The 23,605-nt window shown below is 63.8% G+C and carries 16 protein-coding genes; all 16 read right to left on the bottom strand.

Features of this window, described 5'->3' with window-relative positions:
• Positions 1 to 4: 4 nt before the first annotated feature.
• Positions 5 to 373, bottom strand: coding sequence for a nitrite reductase small subunit NirD (nirD, locus tag B5483_RS10350; protein WP_054944367.1), 369 nt, complete (start codon positions 371 to 373; stop codon positions 5 to 7).
• Positions 373 to 2,880 (bottom strand): nitrite reductase large subunit NirB, encoded by a 2,508-nt coding sequence (nirB, locus tag B5483_RS10345; protein ID WP_079730244.1) that lies wholly within the window; start codon positions 2,878 to 2,880, stop codon positions 373 to 375. Before nirB ends, nirD begins: the two co-directional genes overlap by 1 nt.
• Before the next feature lie 359 nt (positions 2,881 to 3,239).
• Positions 3,240 to 3,683, bottom strand: a complete 444-nt coding sequence (gene cynS, locus B5483_RS10340; protein ID WP_054944369.1) for a cyanase — start codon at positions 3,681 to 3,683, stop codon at positions 3,240 to 3,242.
• Positions 3,680 to 5,488: a bifunctional protein-serine/threonine kinase/phosphatase gene (locus B5483_RS10335; protein WP_079730243.1), complete on the bottom strand. Its 1,809-nt coding sequence runs from the start codon at positions 5,486 to 5,488 to the stop codon at positions 3,680 to 3,682. The genes cynS and B5483_RS10335 overlap by 4 nt, the downstream gene beginning before the upstream one ends.
• Positions 5,489 to 5,584: 96 nt before the next feature.
• Positions 5,585 to 6,406, bottom strand: coding sequence for a formate/nitrite transporter family protein (locus B5483_RS10330; RefSeq protein ID WP_054944371.1), 822 nt, complete (start codon positions 6,404 to 6,406; stop codon positions 5,585 to 5,587).
• 154 nt (positions 6,407 to 6,560) lie between these two features.
• Positions 6,561 to 7,799 carry an alginate export family protein gene (locus B5483_RS10325; RefSeq protein ID WP_079730242.1) on the bottom strand — a complete coding sequence of 413 codons (1,239 nt, stop codon included), beginning with the start codon at positions 7,797 to 7,799 and terminating at the stop codon, positions 6,561 to 6,563.
• 211 nt (positions 7,800 to 8,010) lie between these two features.
• Positions 8,011 to 9,705 (bottom strand): ABC transporter ATP-binding protein, encoded by a 1,695-nt coding sequence (locus B5483_RS10320; RefSeq protein ID WP_054944373.1) that lies wholly within the window; start codon positions 9,703 to 9,705, stop codon positions 8,011 to 8,013.
• 32 nt (positions 9,706 to 9,737) lie between these two features.
• A complete protein-coding gene (locus tag B5483_RS10315; protein WP_079730241.1) occupies positions 9,738 to 10,790 on the bottom strand; it encodes an ABC transporter permease in 1,053 nt (350 codons plus the stop codon).
• Between the two features lie 28 nt (positions 10,791 to 10,818).
• Positions 10,819 to 12,246: a CmpA/NrtA family ABC transporter substrate-binding protein gene (locus B5483_RS10310; protein WP_245828922.1), complete on the bottom strand. Its 1,428-nt coding sequence runs from the start codon at positions 12,244 to 12,246 to the stop codon at positions 10,819 to 10,821.
• A gap of 222 nt (positions 12,247 to 12,468) precedes the next feature.
• Positions 12,469 to 13,677, bottom strand: a complete 1,209-nt coding sequence (locus B5483_RS10305; RefSeq protein ID WP_054944375.1) for a CmpA/NrtA family ABC transporter substrate-binding protein — start codon at positions 13,675 to 13,677, stop codon at positions 12,469 to 12,471.
• Position 13,678: 1 nt separating this feature from the next.
• A complete protein-coding gene (locus B5483_RS10300) occupies positions 13,679 to 14,257 on the bottom strand; it encodes an ANTAR domain-containing response regulator (protein WP_054944376.1) in 579 nt (192 codons plus the stop codon).
• Between the two features lie 130 nt (positions 14,258 to 14,387).
• A complete protein-coding gene (gene glgX, locus B5483_RS10295) occupies positions 14,388 to 16,193 on the bottom strand; it encodes a glycogen debranching protein GlgX (protein ID WP_079730240.1) in 1,806 nt (601 codons plus the stop codon).
• Entirely contained in the window at positions 16,190 to 17,659 is a 1,470-nt protein-coding gene (gene glgA, locus B5483_RS10290) for a glycogen synthase GlgA (RefSeq protein WP_054944378.1), read from the bottom strand. Before glgA ends, glgX begins: the two co-directional genes overlap by 4 nt.
• A 4-nt stretch (positions 17,660 to 17,663) precedes the next feature.
• Positions 17,664 to 18,926: a glucose-1-phosphate adenylyltransferase gene (gene glgC, locus B5483_RS10285; protein WP_079730239.1), complete on the bottom strand. Its 1,263-nt coding sequence runs from the start codon at positions 18,924 to 18,926 to the stop codon at positions 17,664 to 17,666.
• Between the two features lie 15 nt (positions 18,927 to 18,941).
• Positions 18,942 to 21,116 (bottom strand): 1,4-alpha-glucan branching protein GlgB, encoded by a 2,175-nt coding sequence (gene glgB / locus B5483_RS10280; RefSeq protein ID WP_079730238.1) that lies wholly within the window; start codon positions 21,114 to 21,116, stop codon positions 18,942 to 18,944.
• On the bottom strand, positions 21,113 to 23,542 hold the full coding sequence (locus B5483_RS10275) for a glycogen/starch/alpha-glucan phosphorylase (protein WP_079730237.1): 2,430 nt from the start codon (positions 23,540 to 23,542) through the stop codon (positions 21,113 to 21,115). The genes glgB and B5483_RS10275 overlap by 4 nt, the downstream gene beginning before the upstream one ends.
• Positions 23,543 to 23,605: the final 63 nt, after the last annotated feature.

Here is a 23,605-nt window from a genome sequence, read left to right as displayed (position 1 = left end):
GCAATCAGGCCGCCGCCCGGGTCTGGGCAGCGTCCGTCGCACCTGTGCCAATCACGGCAGAACGCAGGAGATAGATGCGCCCTGCATCGACCCTGAGCGGAATGGTCGGAACGCAGCCTTCGTCGTCGCCCAGCGCCTTGCCGCTACGCAGCGAGATGTTCCAGTTGTGCAGCGGGCAAGTCACGACGTCGCCATGAACGATACCCTGGCTGAGCGGGCCCTGCTTGTGCGGGCACTTGTTGCGCAGCGCGAAGAACTCATTGCGCATCGTGTGGAACACCGCGATTTCCTCGCCGCCTTCGACCGGCAGGGTGCGCGCGGTGCCCGCTTCGATCTGCGAGATCGGACCGATATCAAGCCATTCGCCGATCATTATGCCTTCTCCAGTTCCAGGGCCGTGTCCATCGGACGCACGGTGGCGATGTGGGCGTGCAGGTCCTTGCGTTCGCCCGAGGCCCGCTTGGCCCAGGGATCGTCCTGCATGAACTGCTGCGAATAGAGGAAGCGGGCGGCATAGGCCCTGACGGCGCCGTCCTCGGCCAGCCTGTCCTTCACGTAATCGAGCCCGACCCGTTCGACCCAGGGCGCCGTGCGCTCGAGATAATGCGCTTCCTCCCGGTAGAGCTGAATGAAGGCAGCGCACATCTCGAGCGCATCTTCCTCGCTTTCGACCTTGCAGAGCAGGTCGGTCGCGCGGACCTTGATGCCGCCGTTGCCGGCGATGTGCAGTTCGTAGCCGGAGTCGACGCAAACGACGCCGAAGTCCTTGATCGTCGCCTCGGCGCAATTGCGCGGGCAACCGCTGACGGCGATCTTGAACTTGTGCGGCATCCACGAGCCCCAGGTCATCCTCTCGATCTTGACGCCAAGCCCGGTCGAATCCTGCGTGCCGAAGCGGCACCATTCCGATCCGACGCAGGTCTTCACCGTGCGCAGCGACTTGCCGTAGGCGTGGCCCGATACCATTCCGGCCGCATTGAGGTCGGCCCAGACGGCAGGCAGGTCTTCCTTCTTGATTCCGAAGATGTCGAGGCGCTGGCCACCGGTCACCTTGACCATCGGCGCGTTGTACTTCTCCACGACATCGGCAATCGCGCGCAGTTCGGTTGGGTTGGTAAGCCCGCCCCACATGCGCGGGACGACCGAATAGGTGCCGTCCTTCTGGATATTGGCGTGCAGGCGTTCGTTGACGAAGCGGCTCTTCTGGTCGTCTTCGTATTCGCCCGGCCAGGCGCAAAGCAGATAGTAATTGAGCGCAGGCCGGCACGAGGCGCAGCCGTCGGGCGTCGTCCAGTGCAGTTCCTGCATGACCTCGGGAATGACCTTGAGCTGTTTTTCGACGATCAGCTTTCGCACGTCGTCGTGCGTGAAGCTGGTGCACTTGCACATGGTCCTGGGGCCGCTCTCGACCTCACCGCCCAGCGTTACCGCCAGCAGGCTCTCGACGAGGCCGGTGCACGAACCGCACGAAGCCGATGCCTTGCAGCCGCTGCGCACAGCGTCGAGCGAGTGCGCCCCGCCGAGGATGCACTGAACGACAGCGCCCTTGGAAACGCCGTTGCAACCGCAGATCTCGGCATCGTCCGAGAGGGCAGCAACGGCAGCATTAGGGTCCGCGAGCGCACCCCCGGACGCGAAGGCCTGGCCGAAGATCAGCGCCTCACGGATCTCGGAAACGTCCTCGCCCTTCTTCATCAGGTCGAAGTACCAGGAGCCGTCGGCGGTATCGCCATAGAGTACCGCGCCCAGGACCTTGTTGTCCTTGACGATGACGCGCTTGTAAACGCCGCGCGAGGCATCGCGCATGACGATGTCTTCGCAGTCCTCGCCGCCGGAGAAGTCGCCGGCCGAGAACAGGTCGATGCCCGAGACCTTGAGCTTGGTCGACGTGACCGAGCCTTCGTAGCCGGTCGGGCTTTCGGTGACGTAGTCGGCCAGGGCACGGCACATGTCCCACAGCGGCGCAACGAGGCCGTAGCACATGCCGCGGTGCTGGACGCATTCGCCGACGGAAAGGATGGCCGGATCGGACGTGACCATGTGGTCGTCGACCATGATGCCGCGCTCGACCTCAAGCCCGGCGGCGCGGGCAAGGCCGGTCGCGGGGCGGATGCCGACGGCCATGACGACGATGTCGGCCGCGATCTCGGTGCCGTCGTCCAGCATGACGGCGGCGACCTTGCCGTCCTTGCCGAGGATCTCCTTGGTATTCGCGCCGGTCAGGATGGTCTGGCCGCGACGTTCCAGTTCGGTCTTGAGCAGCCAGCCGGCCGCTTCGTCGAGCTGGCGTTCCATCAGCGTGGGCATGAGGTGGATGACCGTGACCTTCATCCCGCGCAGCGAGAGGCCGTGCGCCGCTTCGAGGCCGAGCAGGCCGCCGCCGATGACGACGGCGTTGCCCCCGCCCTTGGCATTGCCAGCTTCCGCGGCGTGCAGCATCTTGTCGACGTCATCCAGGTCGCGGAAAGTGACGACGCCTTCGAGGTCCTTGCCCGGCACCGGAATGATAAAGGGGTCGGAGCCGGTGGCGATCAGCAGCCTGTCGTAGGGTTCGGCCCGGCCCGACGCCGAAATCACGGTCATTGCTGCGCGGTCGATGTGATCGACCTTGTCGCCCGAAATCAGCGTAATGCCGTTTTCATCGTACCATTGCTGGGTATTGATGACGATTTCGTCGAAGGTCTTCTCACCGGCCAGAACCGGCGAGAGCATGATGCGGTTGTAGTTCACCCGCGGCTCGGCGCCGAAGATGGTGATGTCGAAGCGATTGGGATCGCGCGCAAGGATCTCCTCGACAGCGCGGCAACCCGCCATGCCGTTGCCGATCACCACGAGCCTTTCCCGGACCTGGCCGGGAAGGTCGCCCTTCTCGAAGTTCATCGGTGCATTCACGTCACGTCTCCGTTCGCAACGCGCACACAAAAAAACCGCCTCGTGCCTGTTCCCATTCGGGAAAGGTACGGGCGGCGTCGTTGCCACGCGTCTGTAAATCTGAAGGCGAGGCGCTCAATTCGTCCAACGCTGGACGGACGCTTTCTCGCTGCTGGGTGTTTAACCGATTCGCCGTGTGCGGCGCAAGACGCTTTTTTGCAGTGCAGCAGGAAAAGAATAAATTACGTTCAATGTCATAAGGTTATAACTCGCCGCCCCTTCCTGCATCGGCAGGCGCGCAGGAAGGGGCGGCAAGCGTACCGGATGCCGAAACGGGTTCAGCGTGACGGGAGAGTATCCGAACCCGCCTACCAGCTCTTGTAGGGCAGGAACTTGCCAGACATCTTCACTTCGATGCGATCGCCCTTCTCGTTGGGTATCTTCTCCACGGTCATGTCGAAGTCGATCGCGCTCATGATCCCGTCGCCGCCCTTCTCCTGGATCAGCTCCTTCAGCGTTTCGCCATAGACACCGACGATCTCGTAGAAGCGGTAGATGCATGGGTCGGTCGGCACCGTCATCTCGAACATCTTCTTGGGATATTCGGCGAGCACGACTGCCGCCTCCTGCGGCAGGCCCAGGCCGGTCGCGACCTTGTCGGCACTCTCGCGCGGAAGCGAATTCATGCCGAGGCATGCGGATGTCACGAAAACTTCCTGCAGGCCCGCCATCTCGGCGATCTGCGCCCAGGTCACACCGCCTGCGCGCTTCTTTTCATAGATCATGTCGGTGACATCGGCCTTGGTCATCATTCCGGGATCTCCTCGGTTCTGGGGGTGGAAACTCTACTGGTGGCTCCATGTCCGCCGCCCGGCTCACGCTCGCTACCGCGGGTGGCGATGGACAATGCAAGGGCGAGCGCCAGAGCGGTGCTGATCGCCTGCCACAGGCGTTCCGGTCGGCGCGCCAGCCAGGGTCGCGGCGGCGGCGCGGCGAGCGCGGTATTGGGATGGGCGATGTCGTAAATGAATTCGGACAGCTCTTCGTAGCGATCCGCCGGATCGAGCGCGAGCGCGCGTGCCAACGCCGCATCCATCCATTCGGGCACTTCAGGATTGATCTCGCTCGCCGGGATATAGGCCAGCTTCCTCTGCGCCGCCCGGGTCTGCGCCGCGCTGAGACGCGCCCCATACGGCAGGCTGCGGGTCAGCATGAAATAGGCAATCGCGCCAAGCGACCACAGATCGGACTTCCGGCTTGCAGGAGCACCCAGCCAAATTTCCGGCGCGGTAAACTGCATGGTTCCGGCAAACATCGCATCGTCGGCGCGCGGCGCCAGTTCGTCGAGCCCGGCCACAAGTGCGGAGCCGAAATCGATGATCCGGGCCGTCCCCTCACGATCAATGACGACATTGGCGGGGCGCAAGTCGCGATGAAGGATTTCCATGCGGTGAAGCGCCTGCAGGCCCGATGCCACCTGCTTCACGATCGAGCGTATCGCCGCAAGATCGGTCCCGGGCTGAAAACGTACCCAGTCCTCCAGCGTCGCGCCTTCGAGAAAATGGGTCACGGCATAGGCGTGACGGCGCGAAGCACGCGCGGGCGGCGCGCCCAGCACATGTGTATTCCTGACGCGCCGCGCGATCCATTCCTCCAGCATGAGGCGGCGCAGTTCGACCGGGTCGGCACCGCTTTCGGTCGACGGTACCTTGATCGCCACCAGCTGCCCGGTCTCACCATCGCGCGCGAGATAGACGTGGCTGCGATGCCCGGCATGCAGTTCGCGCAGGATCGTGAAACCATCGAAGTCATGCCCGGCAGTCAAATGCGGCGCAGGCGGCAGGGCTGCCTCTTCCCCGACCAGATCGCCCGGATCGCTTTGCGGCAGGTCGTCCACGCGAAGGATCTGGACGGTGAGGTTGTCCTCGCTGCCCACAGCAAGTGCAGCATCGGCCAAGGCACGGGCCGCTGCGTCGAGGTCCTCTCCGCGCGCCGCCTCGACGAAGGCTGAATCGGGCAGGACGTCATGAACGCCGTCGCTGGTCAGGATGAAGGTGTCACCCTTCGCAACCGGCACCTTGCGGTGATCGATTTCGACGCGCCGATCGATCCCGAGCGCGCGGGCGAGATAGCTCTGGCCGCCACCCAGCCAGACGCGATGCGGTTCGGTCAACGGCTCGAGGGCAGTGCCGGAGACCCGCACCACACGCGCATCGCCGATATGAAAGACGTAGGCCGAGCGCGACTTGAGGACCAGCGCCGAGAGCGTGCAGACCATGCCGCGCTCCCGCTCCTCGTCGGTCAGGTTCCTGCCATGCCCCTTCAGGTTCTGCGCGTGCATCCAGGAATTCGTCGCGCATATCACCCGGGCCGCGCTGGTCTGGACCGACCAGGCTTCGGACGTTGCAAAATAGTCGGTCAGGAAGGATTTTACCGCGGTTTCCGCTGCCGCTGCGCCCAGCACACTGGTGCTGATCCCGTCCGCGAGGGCCAGGGCCACGCCCTTGGTCCACAGTTCGTCGCCCTCGGGAACGAAGGCGCCATGGAAGTCCTGGTTCGCCTCCTTGGTCCCGGCTGTCGAATACTGGCCGATTGTCACGGCAAGCTGGTTTCGCAAGGATCCGTCCTCGCCTGCGGCAGGTTCAGGTGATCGCAAAGGGGATCGGGAGGGTTTGCTGGGCCCCTCCCGATCGAATGCAGCCAGAGGGATAGCTCAGGCTGCCATCTTGACCACGCGCTTCGCACCGGTGCGGGCATGCGTGGTGTAAAGCATGAGGCCGGTGAAAGTCAGGCCGCCGACCAGGTTGCCCAGGACGGTCGGAATCTCGTTCCACCAGAAGTAGTCGCCGACAGTGAAGTCACCGCCGAGCATCAGTGCGGTCGGGAACAGGAACATGTTCACGATCGAGTGTTCGAAGACCATGTAGAAGAACAGCATGATCGGCATCCACATCGCGATGACCTTGCCCGACACGGTGGTCGAGATCTGGGCACCGACGACGCCGGTCGAGACCATCCAGTTGCACAGCATGCCGCGCACGAAGATCGTCAGCCAGCCGGCCATGCCGTACTCGGCGTAACCCACCGTGCGCGCAACGCCCGTACCGGCCAGCTTCATGCCCACTTCGCTCGGCTCGGCCGCGAAGCCGTACGTGAAGTAGATGGCCATGAGCACGGCCGTCGTCAGCGCCCCGGCGAAGTTGCCGGTGAAGACGAGCCCCCAGTTGCGCAGGACACCCGACCAGTTGCAGCCGGGACGTTTGTCCCACACCGCGAGCGGCGCCAGCACGAATACACCGGTCAACAGGTCGTATCCGAGCAGATAGAGCATGCAGAAGCCGACCGGGAACAGGACGGCACCAGCCAGCGGCTGGCCGGTCTGGACATTGATCGTCACGGCAAAAGCCGCAGCAAGGGCCAGCGTGGCACCGGCCATGTAGGCGCGGACCAGCGTGTCCTTGGTCGACATCATGATCTTCGATTCACCGGCGTCGATCAGCTTGGTGACAAATTCTGAAGGCGCAAGATATGCCATCTACGAATACTCCCCGTTGCCAGATAAAAGGTCCAATGCGTACGCTAGACTTTTCCTTCGTTTGAAATCGTTCGGTTCCGGCTGCAGTCCGGGCCCTGCTTCGGCACGTCCGGAGCCATGCCTGAACTGCAGCCAGTCCCCCTCCTCAAGTCGGTCAGTACTTGAATGCCAATTGCAGCCAGAACTTTTCGGTATCGGTGCCGAAGTTCTTGGCATCGTAGTTCGCGTATTTGAGAAGCACGGCGTAGTTCCTGATCGAGAAGCCAAGGCTGGCATCCCACTCCTGGCCGTAGTTCACGCTGCCGAAATCGCTTTCGAACTTGTGGTAGACGACCGCACCGTTGAGGCCCTTGAGCGGTCCGGCATCGCCGATCTTCTTGGCGAGACCGCCGTAATAGTCGCGCAGACCCGCCGCCGGCGTGGTCAGGAACAGATCGGCCCAGCCGTTGAAGGCATGGGCGGTCGCCAGCGGGGTCTGGAAGGCGGCAATGCCGTCATCGCTACCCAGCTCCTCGTAGCCGGCCTTGAGGCCGAAGCCCATGATCGATGCGCCCAGCTCGGCGTTGATATAGTCCGCGGCAAAGTTGACCGGGTTCAGCTTGTAATCGCTCTGGCGCGCATAGGTCGCCGAGAAATTCAGCTTGAACGCATCGCCAAGCGGGATCGCGCCATTGGCGAGCACGCCGTAAGTCTGGCTCGAGAAGGCGATGCGGCTGTCGTAATCGAGCAGGTAGGCGAAGGCTTTCACCTTGGCGACTTTCAGGTTCAGCCCACCCTGGACGAGGAACATGTCGCCGTCGAAGTATTCGTTCGGGCTGTCGGCACCGAAGATCGTGCGCTGCGAAATGGCGTAAGTGCCGTCGAACATCACCGGGCCGATCCTGGTCTCGGCGCGGACCGCATCGAATGTCTGCTCGTTCTGGCGCCAGCCGACATTGCCGACGAAGCGGGCATCATCGAGAATGATGCGCTGGCGCCCGATCGTAACCTTGCTGCCCTTGGCAGCATAAGCCACCTGCAGGCGGTTGAGTTCGATGTTCTGCGGGTCGGCCACGACCGAATAGGGTTCTGCGCCCAGATATCCGTTATTGCCGGGAATGGTGTCGTTGTAGTGGTCGACGATCGCCAGTGTGCCCTCTCCTTCGGCCAACAGCGAAAGGCCGTGGGTAGTCACTTCGGCACCCGCGCGCAGGCGCATGGTCACGGCGTCGGCATCGAGGTCGATGTCGTCCTGGTCGACATGTTCGTAGCGCAGGACCCCGTCGATGATCGGGTCGATGGTAACGTCGTCGCTGACCTTGACCGGATCGCCGGCCTTGGCCTGTGCGGGCGCGGCAAGGCCCAGCGTGGCGACAGTGGCGGCGAGAGCAGCAAGCGAGAGTGTCTTTTTCATATGCGTGAGCCTCCACGGGCACCCCCCCGGGCGCCCCTTCCGAATAGGAACGAAGGCAGACGCCGTTGCCCGCCGCTATGACCCTCTCCCTGCGCGAACCGTGCGATCCGCAGTGCGCGTCGGACGAACGGGCGCCATTGCCCGTCGCCGCCCCTCATGAGCGCGCGCGTTCGAGGCCGCCGCGCTTTGCGCGCGTGCGGCCTCACTTGTTTCAGGCGGCCTTTGCCGCCGGTCCGTGATCGTATTCGGCCAGGAAGTGCAGCACTTCCTGTCGGTATTGGTAGAACTTGGGATGATCGAGCAGCGCCTTGCGATCGCGCGGGCGCGGCAGGTCGACCTTGAGTATCTTGCCGATGGTGGCCTGCGGGCCATTGGTCATCATCACCACGCGGTCGGCCAGCAGTATCGCCTCGTCGACATCGTGGGTGACCATGATCGCGGTGACCTTGGTGCGGTTCCAGGTCTCGACCAGCACGTCCTGCAGGTCCCAGCGCGTGAGGCTGTCGAGCATCCCGAAAGGCTCATCGAGCAGCAGCAGGCGCGGCGAGAGCGCAAATGCCCGGGCGATACCGACGCGCTGGCGCATGCCGTTGGACATCTCGGCTGCCATCTTCTCCTTGGCATCGGCAAGGCCGACGCGGTCGAGGTAATAGTCCACGATATCCCGGCGCTCGGCCTTGGATGCATGCGGATAGACCCGCTCGACGCCCAGCGCGACGTTCTGGCGGGCGGTCAGCCAGGGCATCAGGCTCGGCGCCTGGAATACCACCGCCTTGTCCGGGCCGGCAACGTCCACCTCGCGGTTGTCGAGAATGATGCCGCCCTTGCTGATCTCGTTGAGGCCGGCCGCCATCGTCAGCACGGTCGACTTGCCGCAGCCCGAGTGACCGATGAGCGAGATGAATTCGCCCTTGTCCATCAGCAGGTTGAAATCCTCGACGACGGTTAGCGGCCCCTTCGGCGTCGGGTAGACCTTGTGGAGCTTGTAGAACTCCATGTAGCGCCGCTCGACCGCGGATTTCGCCGCTTGCGTGTAAGCGGCGGGAAGCTCGGCCTCCTTGCCGGCGAACAGGTCCAGCGGCACCACTTCGGGCAGTTCGACCGAGCTTTCGCCGACGCTGGAACCCTGCTCGTTGAGCTTGCCGAGATAGGCGACAATCTGCTTGCGCAGCGACTGGAAGTGATGATCGTCGTTCACCGCCTCGCGATCGCGCGGGCGCGGCACATCGACATCGAAGATCCGCCCGATGGTGGCGGCAGGCGCAGGCGTCAGGATCGCGACCCGATCGGCCAGCAGGAGAGCCTCGTCGACATCGTTGGTAACGAGGATGATGGTGCGCTTTTCTTCCTTGCGGATCCGCTCGATCTCATCCTGGAGCTTGGAGCGGGTCAGTGCGTCGAGCGCGGAAAGCGGTTCGTCGAGCAGGAGAATCTCCGGCTCCATGGCCAGCGCGCGGGCCACCGAGACGCGCTGACGCATGCCACCGGAAAGCTGGGCCGGCTTGCGGTCCATCGCATGGCCCAGCCCGACCAGTTCGATCTTCTGCTTCACCAGCGCCGCACGGTCCTGCTTGCTGCGGTCCTTGTGGACGGCATCGACGGCAAGCGCGACGTTCTTCTCGACAGTCAGCCAGGGAAACAGCGAATAGGACTGGAAGACCAGACCTCGGTCCTTGTCAGGCCCGTCGATCTGCTTGCCGTGCAGCAGGATATCGCCCGCATCGGGTTCGATCAGGCCGGCGATCGATGAGATCAGGGTCGTCTTGCCTGCGCCCGAGAAGCCGAGGATGGCGATGAATTCGCCCTCCTCGACGTCGAGGTCGATGCCGTCGAGCACTTGCGTGACGCCGCCGTTCTGTCCCTTATAGGACTTGGAGACACCCTTGAGCGAAAGGATCGTGGCCATTGTCTGTTTCCTTCGGCTGGTGGGGTTGACGATCAGATCGTGTGGTTGCGGTTGGCGAAGGACTGAAGCATCATCATGATCCGGTCGAGCAGGAAGCCGATCAGGCCGATCACGATCACCGCGAACATGATCCGGGCGAGCGACTGGCTGGAACCGTTCTGGAACTCGTCCCACACGAACTTGCCGAGACCGGGGTTCTGGGCGAGCATTTCCGCGGCGATCAGCACCATCCAGCCCACGCCCAGCGACAGGCGCATACCGGTGAAGATGTAGGGCAGCGAACTGGGCAGGACGAGGCGCGTCAGTTTCGCGAACCAGCCGAGCTTGAGCACGCGGCCCACGTTGAGCAGGTCCTTGTCGATCGAGGCGGTGCCGATCGCGGTATTGATCAGCGTCGGCCACAGCGAGCAGAGCATCACGACGATGGCCGAAATGACGAAGCTCTTGGCCAGCATCGGATCGGCGCTGGAAACCGTGGCCGAGACGACCATGGTCACGATCGGCAGCCAGGCAAGCGGGCTGACCGGCTTCATGATCTGCACCAGCGGGTTGATCGCGGCATTGAACATCGGCGATAGGCCCGCGGCAAGGCCGATGGGCACCGCGAACACGGTCGCCAGGATGAACCCGAGCGCGACCGTCTTGAGCGAGGTCAGGACCTGATCGAGGAAAGTCGGCGGACCGGCATAGTCGAAGGCCATCGCCTGTGTGCCCGCCGCCATGCGGGCATCCTGGGCGTCATAGAACTCGGCCTTGGCCACGTTCGCAGCATGCCATTCATCGTACAGGGCAACACCCTGCTCGGCGACTTCCAAGGGGCCAGGAAGCGCGCCGAGCGAGGTGTCGACCTGCGGGGCGAGAGCCGCCCAGATGGCAAGGAATGCAGCAATCCCGAGGATCGGGGCAATCAGCCCCTTGCCGAATTTCGCAATGACGTCCTGCACTTTGCCGAGAGCGGCCGGCGGCGCGGCCTTTTCGGCCTTGCTTTCGGACGCAGCCCTTGCGGTTGCGGTATCGGCCACGGGATTCTCCGACTGGGCCTGAGCCATTTCCTTCGGCTCCATATCGGCAAAGGCGGTTGCCATCGAAATTCTCCTCGGATTAGCTCGGGTGTCAGCTGCCGGTCACGCCGGAAGCCGTCACCTTCTGGCCCTTCTTCAGACCGATCTTGAGCGACTGGATATACGCGTTCGGCTTGTGGCCGTCGTAAGGGATGTGATCCATGAAGCCGTTGTCGACCGGCTTGAAACCGTCGGTTTCGGGGATAGCATCGGCGGGGATCACGCCCTTCTCTGCAAGGCCCCTGGCCGCTGCGAGATACAGGTCGGGACGATAGACGGCCTTGGCCTGATCGATGTACCACTGGTCATCGTGATCCTCGGGAATCTGGCCCCAGCGGCGCATTTGCGTCAGGTACCAGATCGCATCGGAATAGAACGGATAGCCCGCGTTCTTGTCGAAGAAGATATTGAAGCCCGGCGCATCGCGGGTGTCGCCCGGCTCGAACGTGAACTTGCCGGTCATCGATGCGGCAATGACCTTCTCGTCGGCGCCCACATAGTTGGGCTGCGAGAGGATCTTCACGGCCTCGGCGCGGTTCTTGCCGCCATCGGCATCGAGCCACTGCTGCGCCTTGATGATCGCACGAAGCATGGCTGCGGTCGTGCCCGGATACTTGTCGGCGAAATCCTTGCGCAGGCCGAAGACCTTCTCCGGATTGTCATGCCAGACTTCGTTGTCGGTGATGATCGGCACGCCGATCTTCTTCTGCACCGCCGCCTGGTTCCACGGTTCGCCCACGCAATAGCCTTCGATGGTACCGGCCTCGAGCGTGGCGGGCATCTGCGGCGGCGGCGTGACCGAGAGCTGGACGTCGGCATCGACCGTGCCACCGACATCGCCGGGGGTGTAGAAACCGGGGTTGAGGCCTCCGGCGGCCAGCCAGTAGCGCAGTTCGTAGTTGTGGGTCGAAACCGGGAAGACCATGCCCATGTTGAAGGGCTTGCCCTGCTGCTTGAAGCTGGCGACCACCGGCTGGAGGACCGCAGCCGAAATCGGGTGCTTGGGCTTGCCGCCTTCCATCGGCAGGTTCGGCTTGACCATGTCCCAGACCTTGTTGGACACGGTGATGGCATTGCCGTTGAGGTCGAGGCTGAGGGGGGCGATCAGGTCGGCCTTGGTGCCATATCCGATGGTTGCGGCGATCGGCTGACCGGCCAGCATGTGGGCGCCGTCAAGCTGTCCGCCGATCACGCCGTCGAGCAGGACCTTCCAGTTCGCCTGCGGCTCGAGCGTGACGTTGAGGCCCTCCTCGGCGAAGAAGCCCTTCTCCTTGGCAATGGCCAGCGGCGCCATGTCGGTCAGCTTGATGAAACCGAGCTTGAGCACCGGCTTTTCCACGCCGCCCGGCGCCGCTGCAGCCTTCACCGCGTCACCCGACGGTGCATCGCCCTTGCTGCCGCAACCGGCCAGCGCGACGCTGGCCATCAGCGCGACAACCGCAGCGCGACGCGTAAACCCGAACCCCCGCTTCATGCTCATCCGAACAAATCCCCAAGTTCATCAGGCAAACGCAAAAAACCGCCTCGACGCGAACCCAAAAGGGTTACATCGGGCGGCTGCGTTGCCACTGATTTCTGATACCCGCAGGCCGATCTTTCGATGCTCCCGTCCTTGGGAGCCGACCGTTCTGCGTGACTTAGTGTTTAAGCGATTCGCCCGGCTCGCGTAAAGGACTTTTTGCACCGCACAACGAATTTGCGCTTACGCAAGCCGAGACAGGTAGCCCTCGATATCGCTCGGATCGAACACCTTCCCATCGAAAAACCTGTTCGGTTCCAACTGGATAGCGCCCTGCTGCGTACCCACGACCATGGACGTCTCGATACTGCCTTCGACCTTGGAACTGGCCCCCGGAAGTGGTTCCCCCGTGCCGAGCAGTGCACTGCGGTAAACGTCGGGGCGGAAAACGCGTGCCGCCCTTTGCGCGTCCTTCGCATCGAAGGGTACGTTATCCCAGCGCACCATTTGCGTGTAGAGCCACTCCGCCTGGCTGACCCACGGGAAGTTGGCCGCCTCGCGGTACTGGAACATGAAATCGGGATAGTGGATCAGGGCACCGCCGCGCGCGATCAGCAACTGGTCGGAGATAGCCCGGCGGATCAGTTCGGCCGAACCGTCGAGGTATTCGGGCCGCGCGAGAATCTCGGCGTTGAGTTCCCAGTTCACCGGATCGACGAAGTGCGCCCCCGCCTTGCACAAGGCACGGATCAGGCGCTGCACGCCTTCACGTTTCTCGTCGAGAACCTGCTCGCGCAGGGCCAGCACCTTTTCCACGCCGCGCCGCCAGATCTGCGCAGTGGACAGGACGATTTCACCGGCGCCCTGCTCGACCGCAACGGAGTTCCACGGCTCGCCGACGCAGATCCCGTCGACTTCCCCCTGCTTGAGCGCATCGGCGCAAAACGGCGGCGGGACCGTGGTGATGTCGACATCGGTATCGGGCCGGATGCCGCAACCCGCCAGCCAGTAACGCAGCATGTAGTTATGGCTGGAATAGCGATGAACGACCCCGAAGGTCAGCGGCTTGCCGGCAGCCTTGCGTTCCTCTGCGATCACCTTGAGCGCCGCACCCACTTCCGCAGGATCGCCGATCTGCCCTTCGGGGCGAACCATGCGGGCGATTTCGGGCCGCAAGGTAACGGCATTGCCATTGAGGCCAAGGACGAAGGGAACCGAAAGCGACTGTGCCGGACGTCCGCGTCCCAGCGTCGCGGCAATCGCCAGCGGCGCGACAAGGTGCGCGGCGTCGCTGTGCCCGTAAAGCAGGCGGTCGAGAACGGTTGCCCAGCTCATGTCCTTCACCAGCGAGAGCGTGACGCCCTCTTCCTCGGCAAATCCATGTTCCTTCGCCAGGATCGGCAGGCATGCATCCACCAGAGGCAGGAAGCCGACGGTCAGCTCGGTACTCACGTCAATGATCCCCCATCAGCCGGTCGGCCGTCACGATGGCCTCGGCGATATCGACTATGCGCTTGCCCTGGTTCATCGCCGCCTTGCGCAGTTCTGCATAGGCCTTTGGTTCGGGCAAGCCCCTGCCGTTCATGAGAATGCGCTTGGCGGCATCGATGGTTTCGCGTTCGGCCAGCTTGCCCTTGGCGGCGGCAAGATCGTTTTGCAGGCGCGAAAAGGCATTGAAACGGGTGATCGCCAGATCGAGGATCGGACGGATGCGGTTGGGCGCCAGGCCATCGACGACATAAGACGAGACGCCCGCCTCGACCGAAGCGGCAATCGATTCGTCGTCCGCCTCGTCGACGAACATCGCAATCGGCCGGTCAAGCGCCCGGCTCACCGAGAAATATTCTTCGAGCACGTCGCGCGACGGGTTACCCAGGTCCATGAGGACGATGTCAGGATTGATCTCACCGATCCGGGCCAGCAGGCCCCGACGTTCCGTCAGGACATAGATTTCGCAATCATCGAGAGCGGCCAGCCCTTCCTGGATGATCGAGGCGCGCGCGGCGCTTTCGTCGATGACGGCAATTCGCATGATTACCCCATTGTGCAGCGCAGCAGCGCCTTTTGGCAAGTGGCCAGATGCTCGATGCCCCCCCGGGCGGGAGCGGGTCATTGCGGCAAAGCGCGCGGAAGGCAAGCGCGGCGTAACCGATCGGGTCAATTCAGATTGCAGTGAGGCGCACTTCGCGATCGTGACGGCGCACTTCGACGCGAATGCCGCCGTCCTCTTCGCGCGCCTCGTAAACGAAGCCTGCGCTATGCGGATTCTCCCAGTCGATGACGGTCTTGGGGACGCCATCCAGCCTGTGCCATTCCACCGTATCGGGAAAGCGCGCGAACCATGCCCGCCGTTTCGCCCGCACGAGCGAGAGCCGGGCGACATGATCTTCCAGGCCGAGATCGCGGCTTTCCCAGTCGATCCAGCCGATTTCGTTGTCCTGGCAATAGGCGTTGTTGTTGCCTTGCTGGCTATGGCCGAATTCGTCACCCGCGGTCAGCATGATCGTCCCGGTCGAAGCGAACAGCGTGCCGAGCAGCGCCCGCAGGTCATGGGCACGCCTTGCCAGCACGTGAGGATCGTCCGTCGGCCCTTCGGCACCGTTGTTCCAGCTGAAGTTCTCGCCGTGCCCGTCGCGGTTCTGCTCGCCGTTGGCCTCATTGTGGCGATGCGCGTAGGAAACCGTGTCCGCCAGCGTGAAGCCGTCGTGCGCGGCGAGGAAGTTGACCGAGCGGCAGTCGGAATGAGGCCAGTGCGGCCCGAAGATGTCGGACGATCCTGCCAGCCGTGTCGCCAGCTTGCCCACACCCTCTTCCTCGCGCCAGAAGCGACGGACGTCGTCGCGGAAGCGGTCGTTCCATTCCAGCCAGTGCGCCGGAAAATTGGCGAGCTGATAACCGCCCGGACCGATGTCCCAGGGCTCGGCGATAAGCACCCGGTTCGACAGCAGCGGGTCGTCGTCGATCTCGGTGAAGATCGGCGCGGCGGGATCGAACCCCGGCCCGCGTGCGAGGATGGGTGCAAGGTCGAAGCGGAACCCGTCGACACCGCACCGGCTGACGAAGTGGCGCATGGCATCGAGCGCGAGACGGCGGACGGCGGGATTGGCGAAGTCGAGCGTATTGCCGCAGCCGGAATCGTTGATCAGCGAGCCGTCCGGCGCACGGCCATAGACTGCATCGTCAAGACCGCGCAGCGAGATCACCCCGCCCTCGACATCGCTTTCGCCGGTATGGTTGAATACAAGATCGAGCAGGACGCCGATCCCCTCGGCATGAAGCGCCGCGACAGTCTCGCGCAATTCGGTGATGCCGCCGGGGCACAGACCGGGATCGAGTGCCATCATCGCCACCGGGTTATAGCCCCAGGCGTTCACGAGGCCGAGCGGCGGCAAGTGCCGCTCGTCGATCCACGCCACCACGGGCATCAGTTCGACAGCCATGACATGGAGCTTTTTCAGGTGCGCCAGCACGGCCGGATGCGCCAGCGCCGCCACGGTCCCGCGCAGGCGCCGGGGCACCTCGGGATGGCACATCGTGAAGGCACGCACGTTGACTTCGTAGATCAGCCCGCCGGCGGCAAAATGCGGCGGCCGGACCGCGACGGGCGGGAGCGGCGCGGGAACGCGCGCCTTGGGAACGATGGCGGCGGTATCCTTGCCGAATGCCGACAGCCGCCGGTCCTGTCGGAAGCGGCGGTCCAGTTCCACGGCATAGGGATCGACCAGCAGCTTGGCGGAATCGAACCAGCGGCCCCGCTCCGGCGCCCACTCTCCAGCAGCGCGATAGCCATAGCGCGTCCCGGTCAGGTCCTCCGGCAATTCGAGCGTCCAGACGTCACCGTCGCGCGCCATTTCGTGGCGTGTTTCCTTGCGGCCGTTGAACAGGCACAGCCAGACGCGCTCGGCTTTCGGGGAGCGCACGGCGAAGCGCGTGGCCCCGTCCCGCACCGTCGCGCCGAGCAGCGTCATGTCATCAGCGAGCGATAGAGATCGGCATAGGCCTTGCCGCTCGCCTTCCAGGAAAAGTCGCACTTCATCGCGTTCTTCTGGATCTTCTGCCAGACCGCGGGCTGGCGATAGAGATCGACGGTGCGGGTCAGCGCAGCGGCGAGGGCATCGTAAGTCACGCCGTCATGCTGGATGCCGGTGGCACAGCCCGCGGCAAGCGCGGCCGGGTTCGCGTCGATCACCGTATCGGCCAGACCGCCGGTGCGCGAGACCACCGGAACGCAGCCGTAGGCAAGGCCATAGAGCTGGGTCAGTCCGCAAGGTTCGAACCGCGACGGGACGAGGATCGCATCGCCGCCGCCCTGCATGCGGTGGGACAGGTCCTCGTCATAGCCGATGCGAATGCCGACGCGGCCGGGATGGCGCGCGGCGCCTTCGAACAGCTGCTGCTCGATATGCGGATCGGCCGAGCCGAGCAGCGCCAGCCTGCCGCCGATGCCGACGAGATGGTCCAGCACTTCGGGCAGGACATCCATGCCCTTTTGCCAGGTCAGTCGGCTGACGACGATGAACAGCGGACCGTCGTCCTCATCGAGATCGAACTCGGCTTCCAGCGCACGCTTGTTCGCCATACGCCGCTCAAGCGTTCGCGCCGTGAAGGTAGCCGCCAGCGCCTTGTCGGTAGCCGGATTCCAGACATCGGTATCGATGCCGTTGAGGATGCCCGAAACCGCATGGCCGCGCGCAATGATCAGGCCCTCCAGCCCCATGCCGAACGTGCCGGAACGGATCTCGCGCGCATAAGTCGGGCTGACTGTCGTCACTGCATCGGCGCAGGCGAGGCCCGCCTTCAACATGCCGACGCCGCCGTGATACTCGACCCCGTCCATCGTCCAGGCCTTGGGCGGCAGGCCCAACTGCGCGAAAACCTCTTTGCCGAACCAGCCCTGAAAGGCCATGTTGTGAATCGTCACGACCGAAGGGATGCGCGCCTCGCCATAAGGTGCATAGCGCAGGTACGCACAGGTCATCGCTGCCTGCCAGTCGTGCGCATGGACGAGGTCGAAACCCTGCGGTTTGCCGCGCTTGACCATGGCGCCACCGGCAAGATCGGCCGCCGCCCGGCCCAGCGCCGCGAAACGCCGCCAGTTGTCGCTCCAATCCTTGCCCGAGATGTCGCTGTAAGGGCTGCCGTCGCGGGTGAAGAGCTCCGGCGCGTCGAGAACCAGCAGCGGATATTCCGCGCCCTTGGTTCCGATCTTGCCCGACAGCAGCCGCGCCGGCGTGCCGAGAAGCGAATCCCACTGGTGAACGGGCCGCGCCCGGGGCATCGCCTTGAGCACGGACGGATAACCGGGAAGCAGCGTGGTCATCGCCGCGCCATGATCGGCTACCGCACCGGGTAAAGCCCCGGCCACGTCGGCAAGCCCGCCGGTCTTGATCAGCGGAACTGCTTCGGACGCGACGCTCAGGACATTCAACGGCACTCGTTCACTTCTCCAGTCGCTGGATCATGGACTTGGTAATCAGGCACACACCGTTTTCGGTGCGGCGGAAGCGCTGGCCATCGAATACCGGGTCTTCGCCGACTACCAGCCCTTCAGGGATACGTACGCCGGAATCGATGATGACGCGGCTCAATCGCGCCCCGCGGCCGATGTTGCAATAGGGCAGGATCACCGCTTCATCGACGCTGGAATAGCTGCCCATCTTGACGCCGGTAAACAGCAGCGAACGCCGGGCGGTCGAGCCCGAGACGATGCAGTCGTTGGAGATCAGCGAGGATATCGCCATGCCGCGCCGCCCTTCCTCGTCATGGACGAACTTGGCGGGCGCGGCGACCACCGCGTCCGACCAGATCGGCCAGTCGCGATCGTACATGTCGAGCTTGGGCACGGTATCGGTGAGATCCAGGTTGGCCTCGAAATAGGCGTCCACCGTACCGACGTCGCGCCAGTATTCCTCGATCTCCTCGGCCGCGCGAATGCACGAATGGGTGAAGCGGTGGGCCTGCGCCTTCCCGTTCTTGACGATGTAGGGGATGATGTCCCCGCCGAAGTCGCGCTTGGAATCGGGATCGTCGGCATCGCGGCGCAACTGGTCGAACAGGAACTCCGTCTCGAAAACGTAGATGCCCATGGAGGCGAGCGCCATGTCCTCCTGCCCGGGAATGCCCGGCGGATTGGCGGGCTTTTCGACGAAGGCGGTGATGCGATCGTCCTTGTCAACGTGCATGACCCCGAAGCCGGTCGCTTCCTTGCGCGGCACGACAAGACAGCCGACAGTGACGTCCGCGCCGGAATTGACGTGCTGCTGCAGCATCAGCTCGTAGTCCATCTTGTAGACATGGTCGCCGGCCAGGATGACCATGTACTTCGGCCCGTGCGCGGCAATGATGTCGATGTTCTGGAATACCGCATCGGCCGTGCCTTCGTACCACAGCATTTCGGAAATGCGCTGGCTGGCGGGCAGTATGTCGAAGCTCTCGTTGCGTTCGGGGCGCATGAAGTTCCATGCCCGCTGCATGTGGCGGATGAGGCTATGCGCCTTGTACTGCGTGGCGACGCCGATGCGGCGTATCCCGGAGTTGATCGCGTTCGAAAGGGCGAAGTCGATGATCCGCGTCTTGCCGCCGAAATAGACCGCAGGCTTGGCGCGATTGTCTGTCAGTTCCGCCAGACGGCTGCCCCGCCCACCGGCAAGGACATAGGCCATGGCATCGCGCGCAAGCGGCTGACCGATTGGACTTCTCATCACCCCTCTCCTGCTTCAGCCCGCATATTCGAGCATGATCGTACCCAGCGGCGGCAAGGTCACCGTTGCCGCGCCGCCTTCAGACTTCACCTGACCCAGGTTCCCCTTGCCCGATCCGCCGTAATGCGCGGAATCGCTGTTGAGGATCTCGTTCCACTTGCCCTCGTGCGGCAGCGGCACGCGGTATCCGCTGCGCAGCGCCGGGGTCATGTTCGATATCACCGCAATCGGCTTCGCGCCCGGCGCCTTGCGCAGCCAGGCGAAGACCGAATTCTCGGCATCGTCGACAATGAGCCATTCGAAGCAGCCCGCGTCGCAATCGCCGGCATGAAGCGCGGGCTTCTGGCGGTAGAGGCGATTGAGATCCTTCACCAGATTGCGGATGCCTTCATGCGCGGGGGCATCGCGCAGTTCCCAGTCGAGTGCGCGCTCCTCGCTCCATTCGCGCCGCTGCGCGAATTCCTGCCCCATGAACAGCAGCTTCTTGCCTGGATACCCCCACATGAGCGCATAGTAGGCCCGCAGATTGGCGAATTTCTGCCATTCGTCGCCGCTCATCTTGTTGAGCAGCGAGCCCTTGCCGTGGACCACCTCGTCATGGCTGAGCGGCAGAACGAAATTCTCGCTGAAGGCGTACATCAGGCCGAAAGTGATGTCCTGATGGTGGTAGCGCCGGTGGACGGAATCGCGGCTCATGTACTGCAGGGTGTCGTGCATGAAGCCCATGTTCCACTTGAAGCCGAAACCAAGCGAAGTGGGCCGCTCCCCACCCTCGGCATCGTAGGCAGGCTGGGTCACGCCGGGCCATGCCGTCGATTCTTCGGCGAAGGTCATGAAGCCGGGATGCGTTCCATAGAGCGCACGGTTGGTGGCGCGCAGGAAATCCACCGCCTCCCAGTTCTCCCGCCCGCCCTGCGGATTGGGGATCCACTCGCCCGCCTTGCGCGAATAATCGCGGTAAAGCATCGAGGCGACGGCATCCACGCGCAGCCCGTCGACATGGTAGCGCTCGGCCCAGAACAGCGCATTGTTGACGAGGAAGCTGGAGACTTCGCGCCGCCCGAAATTGTAGATCAGCGTATTCCAGTCCGGATGATAGCCGAGCCTCGGGTCCTCGTGCTCGTAAAGCGCGGTGCCGTCGAAGCGGACGAGGCCGTGTTCGTCGGTGGGAAAGTGCGCCGGAACCCAGTCGAGAAGCACGCCGATGCCGGCACGGTGCGCACCGTCCACGAACCGTGCGAAGCCCGCCGGCTCGCCGAAGCGGGCGGTCGGCGCAAACAGGCCGGTGGTCTGGTAGCCCCACGAGGGATCGTAGGGATGCTCGCTGATCGGCAGGAACTCGATATGGGTAAAGCCCATGTCGACGACATAGGGGATGAGCCGTTCGGCCAGTTCGTCCCAGTTGAGAAACCAGTTCCACTGGTCGCGCTGCCACGAACCGGCATGGACCTCGTAGATCGAGATCGGCACCTTGCGCGGATCGACCGATGCCCAGTGTGCACGATGCGCCTCGTCTCCCCAGTCGAGCTTGGCCGGGTGCGCAGTCATCGAAGCGCTCTTGGGGCGGATCTCGGCCATGAAGGCAAACGGATCGGCCTTGAGCGGCTGCACCGCGCCGTCGGCCCCGACGATGTGGTACTTGTAGGCGCGATAATCGCCGATGTCGGGAATGAAGATCTCCCAGACGCCGATGTCCTTGCGATGGCGCATGACATGGCGGGCCGGGTCCCAGTCGTTGAAATCGCCGACCACGCTCACGAGCCGAGCGTTGGGCGCCCAGACGGCAAAGTGGACGCCGCTCGCCCCCTGGTGATCGATGATGTGGGCGCCCAGCTTGTCGAACAGGCGCTGGTGAGTGCCTTCCGCGATCAGCAGATCGTCCAGCGGACCCAGCACCGGCCCGAAGCTGTAGGGATCGGTGACGAGCCAGTCATGCGCACCGGCGCTGCAGCGATAGCGCACCGGCTGCGGATCGCCCTGCAGCTTGCCTTCGAACAGGAAGCGGTCATCGACCTTGTCGAGCGCGCCGAGCGCCTTGCCGTCGAGACTGAAAGCCTCGACCGTATCGGCTCCGGGCAGAATCGCCCGGGCGAAAGTGCCGGTCGGACCGGAATACATTCCAAGCAACGAAAAAGGATCGGCGTGAGAACCTAGAAGAAGGGATTCAAGGGCGCTCTTCGTTGGCTTCACATGACCTTCCAGATGTCTTTGGCATATTCCGCGATGGTCCGGTCCGAGGAGAACCAGCCGACATTGGCGATGTTGCGGATCGCCGCTTTGCGCCAGCCCGTCTTGTCTTCCCAGCGCGCATCGACCGAGCGCTGGGCCGCGGAATAGCTGTCGAAGTCGGCCGCGCACATGAACCAGTCATGGTCGTAGATGCCGCCGACAAGTCCGGCATAGCGGTTCGGATCGTCGGGCGAGAACACCCCCGAGGCGATCGCGCAGAGTGCCTGCCCCAGTTCGCGCGAACCTTCGATGATTTCGCGCGGATTGTACCCGTCGGCGCGCTTTTCCGCCACCTGTTCGGCGGTGAGGCCGAAAATGACGATGTTGTCGTCTCCGACATGGTCCCTGATCTCGACATTGGCGCCGTCGAGCGTGCCGATGGTGAGCGCGCCGTTTAGCGCGAATTTCATGTTGCCGGTGCCCGAGGCTTCCATGCCCGCGGTCGAGATCTGTTCCGACAGGTCCGCCGCCGGGATGATCCGCTCGGCCAGGCTGACGTTGTAGTTGGGCACGAAGACGACCTTGAGCAGCCCGCCAACCGAGGGGTCGGCGTTGACCCTGCGGGCGATGTCGTTAGCCAGTTTGATGACGAGCTTGGCGTTGTGATAACTCGGCGCAGCCTTGCCGCCGAAAATCTTCACGCGCGGGATCCAGTCGCGTTCGGGATGGCTGCGGATCTGGTCGTAGAGCGCCACCGTCTCGATCAGGTTGAGCAGCTGGCGCTTGTATTCGTGGATGCGCTTGATCTGCACGTCGAACAGCGCATCGGGATCGAGGCGGATGCCCATGGTCCGCTTGATGTAATCGGACAGTGCGACCTTGTTCGAGCGCTTCACCTCGGCGATCCGCTCACCCAACGCTGCATCGCCGGCCAGCGCATTGAGGTCGGCCAGCTTGGCGGCATCGTCGAGGAATTCATCGCCGATTGCATCGCGGATGACCTTGGTCAGCCCGGGATTGCACTGCTGCAGCCAGCGGCGCGGAGTGACGCCATTGGTCTTGTTGTTGATCCGATCCGGATAGAGCCGATGCAGGTCGGCGAAGACCGTCTCTTTCATCAGCTCGGTATGCAGGGCCGCCACGCCGTTGATCGAATGGGCGCCGGCAAAGGCAAGGTTGGCCATGCGCACGCGCCGCTCACCGCCCTCGTCGATGAGCGAGATGGCCGCGATCTGCGCGTCGTCGCAACCTGCCTTGCGCGCCTCGCGCAGGACGCGGCTGTTGATCGCGTAGATGATCTGCATGTGGCGCGGCAGCAGCCGTTCGAACAGCGGCAGCGGCCAGGACTCCAGCGCCTCGGGCAGCAGGGTGTGGTTGGTGTAGGAAACGGTCTTCTGGCACAGCGCCCAGGCTTCGTTGAACTCCAGCCCGTGTTCGTCGACGAACAGGCGCATCAGTTCAGCCACCGCAACCGATGGGTGCGTGTCGTTGAGCTGGATCGCGGCCTTCTCCGGCAAGGTACGGATGTCGCCATCGTACTGCATGTGCCGGCGCACGATGTCCTGCACCGATGCCGCGGTGAAGAAGTACTCCTGTCGCAGGCGCAGTTCCTGCCCGGCCGGGGTCTGGTCCGCCGGATAGAGGACGCGCACGAGGCTGTCGGCCCGCACCTGCTCTTCCAGCGCCCCGAAGTGGTCGCCCGCATTGAAAGCGTCGAGCCGGATCGGATCGAGCGGGCTCGCGGTCCACAGGCGCAGGGTATTCACCCGCTTGCCGCGCCAGCCGACGACCGGCGTATCGACGGCCGTCGCCTCCACCGCCTCGGCGGGATTCCAGGTCACATGGTCGCCATTGGCCACGACCTCGCCGCCGAAGCCGATCCGGTAGGAACACTCCATCCGATCGAATTCCCAGGGATTGCCGTGGGCCAGCCAGGTCTCGGGCAGCTCGACCTGCCAGCCGTCGCTGATGCGCTGGCGGAACATGCCGTTCACGTAACGGATGCCGTAGCCGTAAGCGGGAATGTCGAGCGTCGCGAGGCTTTCCATGAAGCAGGCGGCAAGGCGCCCGAGGCCACCGTTGCCAAGCGCCGCGTCGGGCTCGAGCTCTTCAAGTTCGGCAAGATCGAGCCCATGGGCCCGCAGTGCCTGTTCCATCTCGCGGGTCATGCCCATGTTGGACAGTGCATCGCGCAGCAACCGCCCGATCAGGAACTCCATCGAGAGGTAGTACACGCGCTTGTCGCCGGCGTCGTAAGTGCGGCGCGTCGATTCGATCCAGCGGTCGATGATGGCATCGCGCAGGGCATAGATCGACGCGTTGTACCAGTCGTGCTTCTTGGCTGCCTTCTCGTCCTTGCCGATGCGGTGGCGCAGGACACGGACGATATGTTCGTCGAACTCCGACTGGAAGGCGGTCTTGGAATCGAGGACAGGATCAGTAGCCACGGGCGCACTCCTGAACAGGCCGTCCGGGCCGCCCGTTCAGGCGCCAGGATGCGGCACCGATTA

It is taken from the genome of Novosphingobium mathurense (genome assembly GCF_900168325.1).
In the GTDB taxonomy this organism is placed as follows: domain Bacteria; phylum Pseudomonadota; class Alphaproteobacteria; order Sphingomonadales; family Sphingomonadaceae; genus Novosphingobium; species Novosphingobium mathurense.
Note: the sequence above shows the minus strand (reverse complement) of the source record. Positions and strands in the feature narration are given on the sequence as shown.